This is a genomic window from Azospirillum brasilense (genome assembly GCF_005222205.1).
GTDB lineage: Bacteria > Pseudomonadota > Alphaproteobacteria > Azospirillales > Azospirillaceae > Azospirillum > Azospirillum brasilense_G.
Genome location: NZ_CP032345.1, coordinates 2,192,598 through 2,209,184, shown reverse-complemented (window position 1 = coordinate 2,209,184; position 16,587 = coordinate 2,192,598). Strand labels below are relative to the sequence as shown.

The window sequence follows — 16,587 nt, the reverse complement described above, 5'->3', positions numbered from 1 at the left end:
GGGCTTGCAAGCCCCGCCCGCAACCCACGGCACGGGGTCCCCGCCGTTATTCTTCGAGGCGGAAGCCGACCTTCATCACCACCTGGAAGTGGGCGACCTTTCCACCGCTGACGTGGCCGCGGATCTCGCCCACCTCGAACCAGTCCACGTTCTTCAGCGTCTTGGACGCCCGCTCGATGCCGTTGCGGATGGCGTCGTCGATGGTGGTCTCGGCGGTGCCGACGATTTCCACCTTCTTGTAGACATGGCTGCTCATGACCGTCCTCCCTGTTTCGTCCGATGCTTAACAACGCCGAAGGGCGTTCCGCGGCTTGACGAAAACAGGGACCGCCGGGCAGGGTGCCCCGCATGAGCCGCCCCCCCTCCCCCATGGACATCGCCTTCGACGAGGCCGAAGCCGCCGCCGCCCGCGGGGAGGTGCCGGTGGGTGCCGTGGTGGTCGATCCGGCGACCGGCGCCGTGCTGGCCCGCGCCGGCAACCGGACCGAGGAGCTGAAGGACCCGACCGCCCACGCCGAGGTGCTGGCGATCCGCGCCGCCTGCGCGGCCATGGGCGAGCCGCGCCTGCCCGGTCTGGACCTCTATGTGACGCTGGAGCCCTGCGCGCTGTGCGCCGCGGCGATCAGCTTCGCCCGGCTGCGCCGGGTCTATTTCGGCGCCTACGACCCCAAGGGCGGCGGGGTGGAGCACGGCCCCCGCTTCTACCACCAGCCGACCTGCCACCACGCCCCGGACGTCTACGGCGGCATCGACGAGACGCGGGCGGGGGACATGCTGAGGGAGTTCTTCAGGGGGCGCCGCCCCGGTTGAAAGCCGGGGCGGCGCACAGGTTACCGCGGCGGGGACAGGCTGGCCACCGTCGCCTGACTCCACGCGTCCTCGCACTCGCGGACGACCGGGCCTCGCACCGCGCGGCAGCGCTCGACCACGGACCCGGCCTCCGGCATCCGTCCGGCCTCGACCAGCAGCCGGATACGGAGCGGATAACCCCGCTCGCTCCCGCCAAAACGCCGCTCCTTGGCGTCGAGGGCGGCCAGCGCTTGGGACGCCCGGCCGGCGGCCCGCTGCTCGGCGATCAGCAGGTCGAACGCCTCCGGCGGGGCGGAGGAACTCTTGACGGCGACCTCAAGGTCCTTCACCGCAAGGTCCGGGCGGTTCTGCTTCGTGTGAAGCCGGTAGTAGGTTATCCGCAGATAGGGATCGGATTCGAAGCCTCCCTTGGCGACCTCCTTCAGGGCGGCCTCCGCCTCGGCAAGACGCTCCTTCGCGATCAGGCTGTCCGCGCGCTGCACCAGGACGCTGCGCGACAGCGCCTTCAGCGCCGTACCCTGGAACACGGCCTTTTCGTAACCCACCGTGTTCTTGTCCCGGGCCGCGCTCTCGAACAGCTGCTCACGGACCGCATAGGCGCTCAGATCCGCGAACCGCTGCTCCGCGGAGTTATGCCCCACGCGCAGCTGCTTGCCGATTTCCCCCAGGATCTTGGACGGGCCGGCCGACAGCTCCTTGAAGGCGGCGTTGATGCCGGCGCTGTATTGCCCCGACGCCATCAACCCGTTGATCTGGTCTTCGAGCTTCTTGCGCTCTTCCTCGGCCTTGGCGGACTGCTTGCGCGCGTCGTCGGCGAAGCGCTCCATCACGACCTGGAAGACATTGGTGTTGTAGCCGGCCTTCTCCAGAAGATCGAAGCCGAGAAGGTCGGCCTCGTCCTCCTGCTGGCGAGCCCAGGACGGGTGTGCCACGGTGTCCTGGAAAGTCCGGTAGGTCGTGTAGATCAGCGCCGCGTTCCTGGCCATCTCCGGGTTGGAGCGGGGAGCCGCGGACAGCAGCGTCCCCATCCCGGTGTCCTCCACCGTCTTCTGCGCCGCGTGCTCGCGGTCGGCATCCATGTGGTTGAGCAGAAGGTGCGACACCTCGTGGGCCAGGATGAAGGCGAGTTCGTCCTCGTTCTCGGAGTTCACGAACACACCCTGCGAGATCAGGATGGTGCTCGCCGGAACGGCCTCCGCCACATAGGCGGGGTTGTTGGTCACGACGATGGTGACGGACGGTTTGGCGTGGGGCCACGCCTTGAGGAGACGCGCCAGGACCTGGTTCGCGTAACGCTGCAGCGGTTCCGCCCCCGCCAGTTCGCGGGTGCCCGGCGGCAGCGGGTCACGGCCGTCGAGCGACCGCGCCGACGCGCCCGACGGCTTCTGCAGCGACGCGGCGAGCGCCGCCATGGAGCCGCCCCCGGCGTCGGGAAGACGCCGCTGGTCCGCGACCTCGACGAACCGCGCGGGAACGGATTCGTAGGTTCGCTTGCCGCTGAGTTCCGTGCCCAGCGTGTCGAGCGACTTGCATCCGCCGGCAAGCAGGGTCAGGCCGAGCAGGGCGGGAACGAGCGGGCGGCGCAGGGCGGCGTTCACTTGCATTCGGAAGCGCCCCGCGACGAGAAGGTCGTTCCGCTGACCCGTTGGGCGGTCTGGCATTCGGTGAGCACCTGGGCCTTGGCCGACACCTGCACCTGGAACGGGCTGAGCCACACCTCCTGCCCGCCCGCGTTCACCTTCACATAGCGGGTGTTGCGGTTGTAGTCGGCCGCGTCGAAGGGAACCGATGGGAAGGCTTCCTTGGGCAGTTCCCCCTTCTTGCCGCCCTTTTCATCGAAGACGGCGACCTTGCCCCCGGGTCCGGACATGATCTTTTCGATCTTCACCATATCCTGCGCCATCGCGGACACCGCGAACGAGCACAGAGCGGCCAAGAGCGCAGCGGACATCCTGATCACGCCATTCCTCCTTTGTTTTGGGATTTTTCCTGTGCTTCCAGCACGCGAAGCTCTTCGAAGCGCTTGGCGAGCACGATGCGCGCCGGGCCGGCGATCGCCGCGCCGGCAACGGCGACGCCGATCCAGTTCGCCGGTTCCAAGCCGGTGAGCCATACCAACAACGCCGAGAACGCGAGGCCAATGAGCGAACCGGCCGCCATGAGCAGCAGGGTCCATGCGACCGCCGACAGCAACGTCCGCGGGGCAAGCCGGATACCGATCCTACGGGCGACGAAAGCGAAGACCGCCATGGCGATCAGTTCCACCAGCACCGACAGGTCGAGATCGCCAAGCCCGAGCTTGCTCCACTCCTTCATGTAACCGGCGCCGCGCACGATCAGGTTGTCGATCGCCATGGCGTGCAGAAACATTCCCGGAAGGATGCCGTACACCGGAGAGGGGCCGACATCCTGGACTCCGGAGAACATGGCCCCCACCACGACGATCCGCCCGGCCAAGGTGGCCGACACGGCGTCACGGTTGACGTCCTTCGCCGTTTCCGGCGCCGTCAACCACTCCGCCCGGATCACCGGATGGTAGGTGCATCCCGCCGGCGCGTTGGACAGCGCACCGCTCTCGAACGGCGTCAGGGTCCGGAGAATATTGCCGAGTCCGTCCGCAACGGATCCGTCGGGACAGTCCGCCGCAAGCCGCCGATGGTCGGGATGCATGGCCTCCGCCCCGGCCGGCCAGACACGCCCCCATTCGATGGTCAGGGCTGAGTTCCTGAAGGCGTCCGGGTTGGCCAGGGGATCGTTCTTGCCGCCCTTGCACGCTTCGTCCCGCCCGCAATGCTCGATGTAGGCCGCCAGTGCCGCCGACAGGCGCGGCGAACCGCAGTAGTTTTCGGCAAACAGGTCGACATGGGATGCGCCGTCGCGGATAAGGGGATGGACCTCCAAATTCACCGCATCACGCAGTTCCTGGAGGTTCTGCCGTCCGGCCGTGGCGCATCCGGACTCATCCTGCTGGCTGCTCCGCGCCACCGTCATGAAGACGGGGAAGCCATCCATCTGCTTGGCAAGCCGGCCCAGGCCACCCGGATCTCCAACCCTGTTCCTGTCGATGATCATCAGGTCCAGGAGGATGCTTTCGGCGCCGGCTTTCTTGATCTCCTCGATCAGGCGCGCGTAGAAATCGAACGACGGCGGATAAGACTCGCCGCTGGCGGCAAGCGTTTGGTCATCGATCTGGACGACGGCGATTTTCCTCTGCCCCTCGCCGGGATAGACGCTGGCGGCAAGCCGCCGATAGGCATCCAGCGATGTCCGGCCGCTGGAACCATTGATGTCCAACGGGTTCAAGACCGCCGCCAGAACGACCAGAAGCGGCACCAGCGAGAGCTTGAGCGATCGATCGGCCAGCCGTCGCCACCCGGCGCAGCTCGTGGGCAGGCGAGCGACGAGGCCTTGCCAAACATCGGCCACGGCCGGCAAACATTTCTTCGCGTCAGGAGCCGGCATGGCGGTGGCTCGGAGTCCTCAACAAAATCGCCGGCCAGCCTCGCCCGCAAGAGAAGCAACGCTGGAAACTATGCAATTTTATCGGGATGACGGCGAAGAACAATATTAATTTTGAATTAGTTTTTGTTCGTCATGCATATCTTAGAATGCAGTCCGCCGGCGGACAGGCGCGAGACGCACGGCCGCCCACCGCTCGCTTCCGACCGCGACAGGGAGGCGGAACAAGCGCACACGCAAAAAACGGAGGAGCGTCGCTGCCCCTCCGCAGTCATACGGCCGGCGCATGAACAGTTCCATGATCGGCCGGCCGTATGACCCTTTCGCACATGGCTGCGCCATGTGCTGTCGGGTTTGAACCGAAGGCGTTTGATGGAAGCCATCAAACGCCTTCGGTATCAGACGGGACCGGATGCGGCGCCGTCAGCGCCCCACCGCCCGCCAGCCGATGTCGCGGCGGCAGAAGCCGTCCGGCCAGTCCAGCGCGTCCACGCCCTGGTAGGCGCGCTTCTGCGCCTCGGCCACGGTCGGGGCCTTGGCGGTCACGCCCAGGACGCGCCCGCCGGTGGACAGCACCCGCCCATCGACCCGCTTCGTGCCGGCGTGGAAGACGGTCACGCCCTCCACCGCGTTGGCGGCGTCGAAACCCTTGATCTCCGTGTTCTTCACGTAATCGCCGGGGTAGCCGTTCGCCGCCATGACAACGCACAGCGCCGTCTCGTCGTGCCAGCGCAGGTCGATGTTCTTCAACTGGCCGTCCGCCGCCGCGATCAGGGCCGCCAGCGCGTCGGACTTCAGCCGCATCATCAGCGTCTGACATTCCGGGTCGCCGAAGCGGACGTTGAATTCCAGCGTCTTCGGCACCGGCTTGCCGTCGGCGTCCTTGCCGATCATCAGGCCGGCGAACAGCACGCCCTTGAAGGGGCGGCCCTCCGCCCCCATGCCCTTGACGGTCGGCTCGACGATTTCGCGCATCACGCGGGCCTGGAGGTCCGGGGTCAGCGCCGGGGCCGGCGAATAAGCGCCCATGCCGCCGGTGTTCGGGCCGGTGTCGCCGTCGCCCACCGCCTTGTGGTCCTGGGCCGAGGCCAGCGGCAGCGCCGATTCGCCGTCGCACAGCGCGAAGAAGCTGACCTCCTCGCCGTCCAGGAACTCCTCGACCACCACCTCGGCCCCGGCGGCGCCGAAGCGGCCCTCGACCAGGGCCTCGTCGATGGCGGCGAAGGCCTCCTCCTGGGTGCGGGCGACGGTCACGCCCTTGCCGGCGGCCAGACCGTCGGCCTTGACCACGATGGGGGCGCCGTTCTTGCGCACGAAGTCCTTGGCGGCCTCGACGTCCTTGAAGCGGCCATAGGCGGCGGTCGGCACGCCGTACTTGGCCAGGATGTCCTTCATGAAACCCTTGGAGCCCTCAAGCTCCGCCGCCGCGGCGCTGGGGCCGAAGGCCTTGATGCCGATGGCGGTCAGCTTGTCGACGAGGCCGAGCACCAGCGGCCCTTCCGGCCCGACGACCACGAAGTCAATGGCCTTGTCCTGGGCGAAGCGGACCAGGGCGTCCACATCCTCGGCGCCGATGGCGACGCATTCGGCCACGTCCGCGATGCCGGCGTTGCCCGGCGCGCAGTAGAGCGTGTCGCACAGCGGCGAGTTCTGAATGGCCCAGCACAGCGCATGCTCGCGCCCACCCGACCCGACCACCAGGACTTTCATGGCACCTCGTCCTTCCACGCTTGTTGCCGACACCGCGCCTTGTATCATGGTGCCGCCATGACTCAAGACCTTGATATGACCTCTCCGCTGATCGCCCCCGAGCCGCGCCCCGGCTCGAACCTGCCGGAATTCTCGGTGGGCGACCTCGCCCGGCGCCTGAAGCGCAGCATCGAGGAGGAGTTCGGCTTCGTCCGCGTGCGCGGCGAGATCTCCCAGCCCAAGCGCCACAGCTCCGGCCACTGCTACCTGCGTCTGAAGGACGACACGGCGGTGATCGAGGCGGTGTGCTGGCGCGGCACCGCGTCGAAGCTGGCCGTCCAGCCGGCGGAAGGGCTGGAGGTCATCGTCACCGGGCGCATGACGACCTACCCCGGACGCTCGCAGTACCAGCTCATCATCGAGTCGATGGAGCTGGCCGGCGAGGGCGCCCTCCTGAAGATGCTGGAGGAGCGCAAGAGGCGCCTCGCGGCGGAGGGGCTGTTCGACGCCGGGCGCAAGAAGCCCATTCCCTTCCTGCCCGACGTGATCGGCGTCGTCACCTCGCCCACCGGGGCGGTCATCCGCGACATCCTGCACCGGCTGCACGACCGCTTCCCGCGCCGGGTCCTGCTCTGGCCGGTCGCCGTGCAGGGGGAGCGGGCGGCGGCGGAAGTCACCGCGGCCATCGACGGCTTCAACCGCATCCCCCCCGGCGGGCCGGTGCCGCGCCCAGACCTGCTGATCGTGGCGCGCGGCGGCGGCTCGCTGGAGGACCTGATGGCCTTCAACGAGGAGAACGTCGTCCGCGCGGCGGCGGCCAGCCGCATCCCGCTGATCTCCGCGGTTGGGCACGAGACCGACACCACCCTGATCGACTTCGCGTCCGACCGCCGCGCCCCCACCCCAACGGCGGCGGCGGAGATGGCCGTTCCGGTGCGGGCGGAGCTGCTGGCCCAGGTGCTGGACGACGAGCGGCGCATGGTCGGCGCCGCCACCCGCCTGCTGGCCGAGCGGCGGACGCGGGTGGAGGGGCTGGCCCGCGGCCTCGGCGACCCGCGCGCCCTGCTGGAAAGCCACGCCCAGCGGTTGGACGACCGGGCCGAGCGGCTGGCGCTGGCCGCCGCCTCGCTCCTCGACCGTCGCCGCACCCGCCTGAACGAGCTGGGCGCCGCTCTGCGCCACCCGCGCGAGAAGCTGGCGGAGGCCGGGCAGCGGCTGGCGTCGGAATCCCGCGCGCTCGACGGCGCGCTGCGCCACGCCGTCGTCGCCGCGCGCGGCCAGTATGAGCGGGTGAGCGGGCGGCTGACGCTCGGCCCGATCCGCGTGAAGTTCGGCGACGGCCGGCGGCGGCTGTCCGACCTGACGCCGCGGCTCGACCGCAGCTACGGCAAGGCGGTAGAGGAGCGCGCGGCGAGGCTGACGGCGGTGGGGCAGCTTCTGGAAAGCTACTCCTACAAGGGCGTCCTGGAGCGCGGCTTCGCCCTGGTGCAGTCCGGCGACGGCCGGCCGCTGACCAGCGCCGCCCAGGCCACGCCGGGTTTGGCGGTGTCGCTGGTCTTCGCCGATGGCAAAGCCGCCGCGACGGTGGACGGCGGACCGCGGGTGGACGCCCCGCCCGCCACGGCGGAGCCGAAGCCCAGGAACGCAAGACCAAAGGCGGAGCCCAAGAAGCCGCAGCGCCCGCCGACACAGGGAAGCCTTTTCTAGTCCGTTGGCTCGACGGTAAATCCGCTCCATTCTGGAGCACCGGACTGGAGCGGACTGCCGAACGACTTGGGCATTTCCACCGCAAGCCCCCTCCCCACGTCACCTATAGTGGTGCGCCGCCGGCCCTATGCCCGGCGATATCGGAGGGAAAGGACATGGAGCAACGCGCCGCCTCGACCGGCCCGTTGGGGCGGGCCGGAGCCTGGATCGAAAGCGAGCGGGGGCAGAAGGCCGTCTTCGGGTTGATCCTGCTGAACGCCGTCGTGCTGGGGCTCGACACGTCCGCTAAGGTTTCGGAGGCCATCGGGCCGCTGCTCAGCGCACTCGACAGCCTGATCCTGATCGCCTTCACCGTGGAACTGGCCCTGCGCATCGGCCACCAGGGGCGCGCCTTCTTCCGGGACGGCTGGAACCTGTTCGACTTCGCGGTGGTCGTGATCACGCTGGCCCCGGTCGGTCCGGAAATCATGGTCCTGCGCACCCTGCGCGTCCTGCGCGTCTTCCGCCTCGTCACCGTCATGCCGCGGCTGCGGATGATCGTCCACGCCCTGGTCTCCTCGTTGCCCGGGCTGGCGATGATCGTCCTGCTGCAATGCCTGCTGTTCTACGTGTCCGGGGTGATGGCGACCAAGCTGTTCGGCGCGGACTTTCCGGACTGGTTCGGCACGCTCGGCGCGTCGCTCTATTCGCTGTTCCAGATCATGACGCTGGAAAGCTGGTCGATGGGCATCGTGCGCCCTGTGATGGAGGTCTATCCCTACGCCTGGACCTTCTTCCTGCCCTTCATCCTGGCCGCCACCTTCACCATGCTGAACCTGTTCGTCGCGGTGATCGTCAACGCGCTGCAATCCCTTCAGGATCAGGACGGCAAGGAGGTCGGCGACGCCATCCTCAGCGAATCCCACCAAGTGGTGGAGGAGCTGCGGAGCCTGCGCGACGAGGTCGCCGCCCTGCGCCTGACGCTGGACGACCAGCGCCGGACGGCGGCGGACCGGCTTGCGCTCCCGGAGCTGTCCGCCGCCGGCGACTGAGAAAGGGCATCCGGCCTCAGGCGGGCCCGGCGAAAGTCCAGCGCGTCGTCTCGCCGCTGCGGAAGGGCAGCACGGCCTCGCCGTCGGCGGTCAGCACGATGTCCGGCGCCGTGGACGGCGTGCGCTCCAGCACCACCTTGTCCTCGTTGGCCGGCAGGCCGTAGAAGCGCGGGCCGTTCAGGCTGGCGAAGGCCTCCAGCTTGTCCAGAGCGCCCGCCTCCTCGAAGGCTTCGGCGTAGAGTTCCATGGCGTTGGCGGCGGTGAAGCAGCCGGCGCAGCCGCAGGCGCTCTCCTTCGCGGTCACCGTGTGCGGGGCGGTGTCGGTGCCCAGGAAGAACGGCCCCTCGCCCGAGGTCGCGGCCTCGACCAGCGCCACCCGGTGCGTCTCGCGCTTGGCGATGGGCAGGCAGTAGAGGTGCGGGCGGATGCCGCCGGCGAACAGGTGGCTGCGGTTGATCAGCAGGTGGTGCGCCGTGATCGTCGCCCCCACCCGGCCCGAGGCGGCGTGCTCGCGCACGAAGGCCACGGCCTCCGCGGTGGTCGCGTGCTCCAACACCACGCGCAGCGCCGCGTAGCGCTCCAGCAGCGGGCCGAGGACGCGCTCCAGGAACACCGCCTCACGGTCGAAGATGTCGACGTGGGAGTCGGTCACCTCGCCATGGATCAGCAGCGGCATGCCGATCTCCGCCATGCGCTCCAGCACCGGGGCGATCCTGCCGAGGTCGGTCACGCCGTGGGCGCTGTTGGTGGTGGCGTTGGCCGGGTAGAGCTTGGCGGCGGCGAACACCCCGTCCTCGAAGCCCTGGGCCAGATCGTCGGCGTCGGTGCCGTCGGTCAGATAGGCCGTCATCAGCGGCGTGAAGGCGTGGCCCGCCGGCAGGGCCGCCAGGATGCGCTCCCGGTAGGCCACGGCGTCGGCCGTGCGGGTCACCGGCGGCTTCAGGTTCGGCATGATGATGGCGCGGCCGAACTGGTGGGCGGTGAAGGGCAGCACCGCCTTCAGCATGGCGCCGTCGCGCAGGTGCACATGCCAGTCGTCGGGACGGCGGAGGACGAGACGGTCGGTGGGCATGGCGGCTCCGGGCGCGGGAGAAGGGGACTGGCCGGAGTTCTAGACCCTTACGGCCCCCGCTCAACGGTATCAGGGCGGTATCGGGGCGGTATCGGGGCGCTATCCGGCCACTGCGCTGGTGACGGGACCGGCGAAAGCCGCTAGAACCCTAGCCGAATCCCTAGGGACATTCGAAGCCGGACCCGCGCCGATGAGCCTCATTACCCCCCGCACCCCGCCCGGAACGATGGAGCTGCTGCCGCGCCAGCAGGTGGCCTTCCAACGTCTGCTCGACACCATCCGCCGCGGCTACGAGCGGTTCGGCTTCGTGCCGGTGGAAACCCCGGTGTTCGAGACGGTGGACACCCTGCTGACCAAGTCCGGCGGCGAGACCGAGAAGCAGGTCTATTTCGTGCAGTCCACCGGCGCCCTCCAGCAGGGGAACAAGCCGGACATCGCGCTGCGCTTCGACCTGACGGTGCCGCTCGCCCGCTACGTGGCGGAGCATGAGCGCGACCTCGCCTTCCCCTTCCGCCGCTACCAGATCCAGCGCGTCTACCGCGGCGAGCGGGCGCAGCGCGGGCGCTTCCGCGAATTCTACCAGTGCGACATCGACGTGATCGGCAAGGACAGCCTGTCCGCCCATTACGACGCGGAGATCCCGGCGGTCATCTACCACGTCTTCAAGGAACTGGACTTCGGCGGCTTCACCATCAACGTGAACAACCGCAAGGTCCTGCTCGGCCTGCTCGACGGGCTGGGCGTGGACGACGCGGAGAAGCGCGTCCTGGTCCTGCGCGAGATCGACAAGCTGGACAAGATCGGCCGCGACAAGGTGCGCGACAGCCTGACCGGCCTCGGCATGGCCGCCGACGCGGCGGAAAAGATCCTGTCCCTGATCGACGCCAAGGGCACGAACGAGGAGACGCTCGCCGCCCTCACCGCGCTTGGCATCGAGAACGAGACCTTCCGCCAGGGTGTTTCGGAGCTGACCACCGTCGTCGAGGGGCTGAAGGCCCTCCAGGTGCCGGACGGCGTGGTGCGCATCAACCTCGCCATCGCGCGCGGCCTCGACTACTACACCGGCACGGTCTACGAGACCTTCCTGAACGACCATCCGGGGATCGGCAGCGTCTGCTCCGGCGGGCGCTACGACAACCTCGCCAGCCACTACACCAAGTCGAAGCTGCCGGGTGTGGGCATCTCCATCGGCGCGACGCGGCTGTTCTACCAGCTCATGGAGGCCGGCATCATCAAGGACGGCGGTGCCACCGCCCAGGTCCTGGTGACGCAGATGGACCCGGCCCTGTCCGCCGACTATTACGGCCTCGCAACGGCGCTGCGGGCGGCGGGCATCAACACGGAAATCCAGCTCGACGGCGGCAAGCTCGCCAAGCAGATGAAATACGCCGACAAGGCGGGGATTCCGCTGGTCGTCCTGATGGGCTCCGACGAGAAGGCCCGCGGCACGGCGACGCTGAAGCATCTGGTGAAGGGCGAGCAGGTCGAAGTCCCGCTGGCCGACCTCGCCGCCAAGGCGAAGGAACTGCTGGGGGCATAGTCCCCACCACAGAAGGCCCCGCCCATGGCCAGCGTCGCCGAAGCCCTCAACCTCGCGCTCGATCATCACCTGTCCGGGCGGCTGGAGGAGGCGCGGCTGCTCTACGGCCGCATCCTGGAGGTGGACCCGGACAACCCCCACGCCCTGCATTTCGCCGGGCTGCTGGCGGCCCAGACCGGCGCGGTGGCGGACGGGGTGGCGATGATCGGCAAGGCGGCGGCCCTCCTGCCGCTCACCGCCGACATCCACGGCAACCTCGGCAAGGCGCTGATGGCGCTGGGCACGCCGGACGGGGCGGCGCGGGCCGCCGCCGCCTTCCGCAACCTCCTGGCCCTGCAACCGGAGGGCGCCGGCGACTGGTTCGCCCTGGGCGGCGCCCTGACCGAGGCCGGCGACGGTCCCGCCGCCCACCGCGCCCTGACCCGCGCCCTGACGGCCAGCGCCGCCACCGACAGCGAGCCGCTGGCCGAGGCCTTTGAGCGGGCCGGCCTGCGGCTCTACGCCGCCGCCGACTGGGCGGGCGCCACCGACGCCTTCCGCAAGGCGCGTAGCCTCGCCCCGCAGCGGGCCGGGGCGCACCGCATGCTCGGCGCCGCGCTGGCCCAGACGGGCGACCCGGAGGGCGCCGTCGCGGCGCTGGGCGAGGCGCTGCGGCTCGATCCCACGCTGGCCGACGCGCAAACCAACCTCGTCCATCTCCTGGTCACGCTGGGCCGCTTCGACGAGGCGGAACGGGCCGGACGCCGGGCCGTGGCGCTGGACCCCGGCAACCCCGACGCCTACGGCAACATGGTGCCGCTGCTGGAGCAGACCGTCCGCGTCGCGGAGGCGCTGCGCCAGTGCGGGCGCGCATCGCGCATCGCCCCCGAGCGGGCCGCCTTCCACCGCAACCGCCTGTCCCTCCTGCTGCACGAGGGCCGCCGCGACGAGGCCGTCGCCGCCGGGCGGGAGGCCATCCGGCTCGCCCCCGCCGACGCCGACGCCCATCTGGCGCTCGCCGTCGCCCTGCTTGCCTCCGGCCAATTGCGCGAGGGGTGGGAGGAGTTCGAGTGGCGCTGGGAGACCCGGCAGCTCGACCCCGTGCACCGCGGCTTCCCCCAGCCGCAATGGACCGGCGCGGAGGATGTGGCGGGCCGGACCATCCTGCTCTACGCCGAGCAGGGGCTCGGCGACACCCTGCAGTTCGTCCGCTACGCGCCGCTGCTGGCCGCACGCGGGGCGCGGGTGATCGTCGGCTGCTCCCCCGCGCTGGTCCGGTTGATGGAGCGGGTGGACGGGGTGTCGGCCGCCGTCGCCTGGGGGGACGAGCTTCCGGCCTTCGACCTGCACATCCCGATGATGAGCCTGCCCCGCGCCTTCGGGACGGATCTGGACAGCGTCCCGGCCGCGGTGCCCTATCTGCGCGCCGATCCCGCCGACGTCGCGGCGTGGCGCGCGCGCCTTCCAGCGGCGGAGGGGCGTCCACGGGTCGGGCTGGTCTGGGCGGGGTCGCCGCGCACGGTGCGCGGGGTGGCGAGCCCGATCGACCGGCGGCGCAGCCTGCCGCTGGCCGCGCTGGCTCCCCTGGCGGAGGTGCCGGGGGTGCGCTTCGTCAGCCTGCAGATGGGGCCGGGCGCGGCGCAGCTGGCCGAGGCCCCGGCGGGCATGGACATCGCCGACCCCATGGCCGGCGTCCGCGATTTCGCCGACACGGCGGCGCTGGCCTCGACGCTGGACCTCGTCATCACGGTGGACACCTCCGTCTGCCACCTCGCGGGCGGGCTGGGACGGCCGACCTGGACGCTGTCGCGCGCCGACGCCTGCTGGCGCTGGCTGGGCAACCAGGAGAAGAATCCCTGGTACCCGACCATGCGGGTGTTCGGCCAGGACCGCTCCGGCGACTGGTCCGGCGTGGTCGCACGCCTGCGCGCGGCGTTAACGGATTTCGTGGCGGCGCACGGTCACGTTTCTTAACCACACAACCGCTGGGCGTATCCGTGGCGCTGGCGCAACGGTCCGCTACGATTTTGAGTTACGCCGATTTCGGGGCGGACTCGAACACCCGAAGGGCAAGGGATTACACCGGTTGTTAACCAAGGTGCCTTTACATTCCGGCCATATCGCTCGGCCAGTTTGCCGAGCATTTTAACCAATTCGCGGGCGTCGCCCGCGGTCATGGCTGGAGCCGGACATGACACGGTTGTGGGTGCGGCGCGCGATCTGGGGTGTGACGCTGGCGGCGACGCTGGGCGGCGGTGCCCTTCTGGCGCAGGAGGAAATGCGCACGTCGCGGTTGCAGGCCCGCCTGCTCGCCGGCTACGCCAAGGACATGACCTACACGCTGAGCGAGGGGCCGAATCCCGCCGCGCGTCACCCCACCCAGGGCCCTTACAACGAGCGGATGGGCTATGTCGGCCTGCCCGGCTACCTGCGCTCGCTGACCTCGGACATGTACGCGGTGGAGATGCAGGCGCATCTGTCGCCGACGCTCGACCAGTTCATGGCCGCCGGCGGGTTCCCGATCTACCATGAGAAGACGCGCGCCGGCCTGACCCTGCTGGACCGCAACGGCACCGCGCTGTTCTCCGCCCGCTACCCGGAGCGGGTCTTCGCCAAGTTCGAGGACGTGCCGCCGCTGGTCGCCGCGACGCTGCTGTTCATCGAGAACCGCGAGCTGCTGAACACCGACGAGCCGCGCCGCAACCCCGCCGTGGAGTGGGACCGCTTTGCCGGCGCCGTGGCGATGCTGCCGGTGCAGTGGGTCAAGCCCGGCCAGCGCTCCCCCGGCGGCTCGACCCTGGCGACCCAGATCGAGAAGTACCGCCACTCCCCCGACGGCCAGACCAGCGGCGCCACGGAGAAGCTGCGCCAGATGATCTCGGCCAGCACCCGCGCCTATCTGGACGGTGAGGACACCGGCGCCCACCGCCGACGCATCCTGATCGACTATCTGAACTCCACTCCGCTGACCGGGCGCCCCGGCTTCGGCGAGGTGAACGGGCTGGGCGACGGGCTGTGGGCCTGGTTCGGCACCGACCTCGCCATGGCCGAGAAGGTGCTGTCGGAGGAGCCCGCCGACGCCCGTGCCCTGCAGCTGAAGGCGCTGGCCTACAAGCAGGTGCTGAGCCTGCTGCTGGCCCAGCGCCGCCCCTCCTATTACCTGATCCAGGACCGGCAAGCGCTGGAGCGGCTGGCCGACAGCCATCTGCGCGTGCTGCACGGCGCGGGCGTGATCGACACCGCGCTGCGCGACGCCGCACTCGGCCTGACGTTGAAGTTCCGCGAGGACCCACCGCAGGCCCAAACCGCCAATTTCGTGGAGCAGAAGGCCCCCAATGCCATCCGCGCCCGGCTTCTCTCCATGCTCGGCGTGTCCAGCCTCTACCAGCTCGACCGCATCGACCTGACCGCCGAATCGACGCTGGACGCCCCGGCGCAGCAGCGCGTGGTGGAGGTTCTTGGGAAGCTCGGCGACCCGGCCTTCGCCGCGCAGATGGGGCTGACCGGCGAACGTCTGCTCGACACCAAGGGCAGCGACCTGTCGAAGATCATCTACTCGGTCACGCTCTACGAGCGCGGGCCGGACGCCAACTACCTGCGCGTCCAGGCCGACAACCTCGACCAGCCGCTGGACATCAACGAGGGCGCCAAGCTTGACCTCGGCTCCACGGCGAAGCTGCGCACGCTGGCGACCTATCTGGAGATCGTGGCGGAGCTGCACACCCGCTACGCCCACCTGCCCAAGGACTTCCTCGCCGACGTGGAGGAGGAGGCGTCCGACAACCTGACGCGCTGGGCCGCCAACTGGCTGGCGACCTCCGGCAACCGCGGACTGAGCGCCATGCTCGACGCCGCCATGGAGCGCCGCTATTCGGCCAACCCCGGCGAGGCCTTCTTCACCGGCGGCGGGCTGCACAGCTTCGTGAACTTCAACCCGCGCGACAACGGCAGCATCCTGACCGTGACCGAGTCGCTGCGCAATTCGGTCAACCTGCCCTTCATCCGCATGATGCGCGACGTCGTGCAGTTCTATCTGTCCGAGGGCGGCGACGACAGCACCGACATCCTGCACAACCCCGACCACCCCGCCCGCCAGGCCTATCTTGCCCGCTTCGCCGACAAGGAAGGCAGCGACTTCCTGAACCGCTTCTACAACAGCTACCGGAAGCACACGCCGGACGCGATGCTGAACATGCTGGCCGCCCGGTCGCGGCCGATGCCGCACCGCCTGTCGGTGATCTTCCGCACCGTGCGCCCGCAGGCCGGGGTGAAGGAGTTCGGCGCCTTCCTGCGCGCCCGCCTGCCCGACGCCAAGCTGGACGATGGCGACATCGCGTCGCTCTACGGCAAGTACGGGCCGGACAAGTTCCCGCTGAACGACCTCGGCTATCTGGCGCGCGTCCATCCGCTGGAGCTGTGGCTGGTCTCCTACCTGCAGAAGCGCCCCGACGCCAAGCGGCAGGAGGTGCTGGAGGCCAGCGTGCAGGAGCGCCAGGAAAGCTACCGCTGGCTGTTCAAGAAGGGCCAGTCGGCCCAGAACACCCGCATCCGCATCGGGCTGGAGGAGGAAGCCTTCCAGCGCATCACCGAGCAGTGGCGCAAGCTGGGCTATCCCTTCGAAACGCTCGTCCCGTCCTTCGCCACCGCCATCGGCAGCTCCGCCGATCGCCCGGCGGCCCTGGCCGAGCTGGTCGGCATCATCCAGAACGACGGCGTGCGCCAGCCGACCGTGCGCGTGCGCAAGCTGCATTTCGCGGCCGGCACGCCCTACGAGGCCGTCGTCGGCCTGGGCGAGCTGCGCGGCCAGCGCGTGATGAAGGCGGAGGTCGCCGCCACCTTGCGCAAGGCGCTGATGGACGTGGCGCAGAACGGCACGGCCAAGCGTGTCTGGGGCTCCTTCAAGGACTCCTCGGGCGCGGTCATCCCGATCGGCGGCAAGACCGGCACGGGCGACCACCGGCTGGACCGCTACGGCCCCGGCGGGCACCTGATCGAATCGCGGGCGGTGAACCGGACGGCGACCTTCGCCTTCTACATCGGCGACCGCTTCTTCGGCACCATGACCGCCTTCGTCCATGGGCCGGAGGCCGACAACTACCGCTTCACCAGCGCCCTGCCCGCCCAGCTCCTGAAGAGCATCGCGCCGGCGCTGCAACCGCTCATCGACCCCGGCGTGACCAAGACGGCGGACACCGGCAAGCCGCAAACGGGGCTGTGACCCCCACACCCGGACCACACCCCTGGAATTGAAAAGGCCCGCCCCGGGAAGCCGGAGCGGGCCTTTTTGATGAGCCGAGCCG

Annotated in this window: 12 protein-coding genes; 6 read left to right on the top strand and 6 right to left on the bottom strand. The window is 69.6% G+C overall.

Features of this window, described 5'->3' with window-relative positions; all coding sequences use genetic code 11:
- Positions 1–46: 46 nt before the first annotated feature.
- On the bottom strand, positions 47–256 hold the full coding sequence (locus D3869_RS10680) for a dodecin (protein ID WP_137140026.1): 210 nt from the start codon (positions 254–256) through the stop codon (positions 47–49).
- Between the two features lie 113 nt (positions 257–369).
- Here D3869_RS10680 and D3869_RS10675 point away from each other — a divergent pair, with 113 nt between their 5' ends.
- Positions 370–810 carry a nucleoside deaminase gene (locus D3869_RS10675; RefSeq protein ID WP_175426487.1) on the top strand — a complete coding sequence of 147 codons (441 nt, stop codon included), beginning with the start codon at positions 370–372 and terminating at the stop codon, positions 808–810.
- Between the two features lie 20 nt (positions 811–830).
- On the opposite strand, the gene D3869_RS10670 is transcribed toward D3869_RS10675, so the two are convergent.
- The 4 genes from D3869_RS10670 to purD all read right to left on the bottom strand — a co-directional run bounded on the left by D3869_RS10670 (position 831) and on the right by purD (position 5,979).
- Entirely contained in the window at positions 831–2,414 is a 1,584-nt protein-coding gene (locus tag D3869_RS10670) for a M48 family metalloprotease (protein WP_175426435.1), read from the bottom strand.
- Complete coding sequence (locus tag D3869_RS10665) at positions 2,405–2,680, bottom strand: hypothetical protein (protein WP_137140023.1); 276 nt, start codon at positions 2,678–2,680, stop codon at positions 2,405–2,407. Before D3869_RS10665 ends, D3869_RS10670 begins: the two co-directional genes overlap by 10 nt.
- Positions 2,681–2,766: 86 nt before the next feature.
- Positions 2,767–4,272 (bottom strand): CHASE2 domain-containing protein, encoded by a 1,506-nt coding sequence (locus D3869_RS10660; RefSeq protein WP_137140022.1) that lies wholly within the window; start codon positions 4,270–4,272, stop codon positions 2,767–2,769.
- Between the two features lie 420 nt (positions 4,273–4,692).
- Complete coding sequence (purD, locus tag D3869_RS10655; protein ID WP_137140021.1) at positions 4,693–5,979, bottom strand: phosphoribosylamine--glycine ligase; 1,287 nt, start codon at positions 5,977–5,979, stop codon at positions 4,693–4,695.
- 75 nt (positions 5,980–6,054) lie between these two features.
- On the opposite strand from purD, the gene xseA reads away from it, so the two are divergent.
- Complete coding sequence (gene xseA / locus D3869_RS10650) at positions 6,055–7,665, top strand: exodeoxyribonuclease VII large subunit (protein WP_137140020.1); 1,611 nt, start codon at positions 6,055–6,057, stop codon at positions 7,663–7,665.
- A 155-nt stretch (positions 7,666–7,820) separates the two neighbouring features.
- On the top strand, positions 7,821–8,696 hold the full coding sequence (locus D3869_RS10645) for an ion transporter (protein ID WP_137140019.1): 876 nt from the start codon (positions 7,821–7,823) through the stop codon (positions 8,694–8,696).
- 16 nt (positions 8,697–8,712) lie between these two features.
- On the opposite strand, the gene pyrC is transcribed toward D3869_RS10645, so the two are convergent.
- The gene (pyrC, locus tag D3869_RS10640) at positions 8,713–9,768 is read right to left on the bottom strand and encodes a dihydroorotase (protein ID WP_137140018.1); all 1,056 of its coding nucleotides are present in this window, start codon (positions 9,766–9,768) and stop codon (positions 8,713–8,715) included.
- 190 nt (positions 9,769–9,958) lie between these two features.
- Here pyrC and hisS point away from each other — a divergent pair, with 190 nt between their 5' ends.
- The 3 genes from hisS (at position 9,959) to D3869_RS10625 (ending at position 16,505) form a co-directional block, all read left to right on the top strand.
- Positions 9,959–11,308, top strand: coding sequence for a histidine--tRNA ligase (hisS, locus tag D3869_RS10635; protein ID WP_137140017.1), 1,350 nt, complete (start codon positions 9,959–9,961; stop codon positions 11,306–11,308).
- Positions 11,309–11,332: 24 nt separating this feature from the next.
- A complete protein-coding gene (locus D3869_RS10630) occupies positions 11,333–13,261 on the top strand; it encodes a tetratricopeptide repeat protein (protein WP_137140016.1) in 1,929 nt (642 codons plus the stop codon).
- 217 nt (positions 13,262–13,478) lie between these two features.
- On the top strand, positions 13,479–16,505 hold the full coding sequence (locus D3869_RS10625) for a transglycosylase domain-containing protein (RefSeq protein ID WP_137140015.1): 3,027 nt from the start codon (positions 13,479–13,481) through the stop codon (positions 16,503–16,505).
- Positions 16,506–16,587 lie beyond the last annotated feature (82 nt).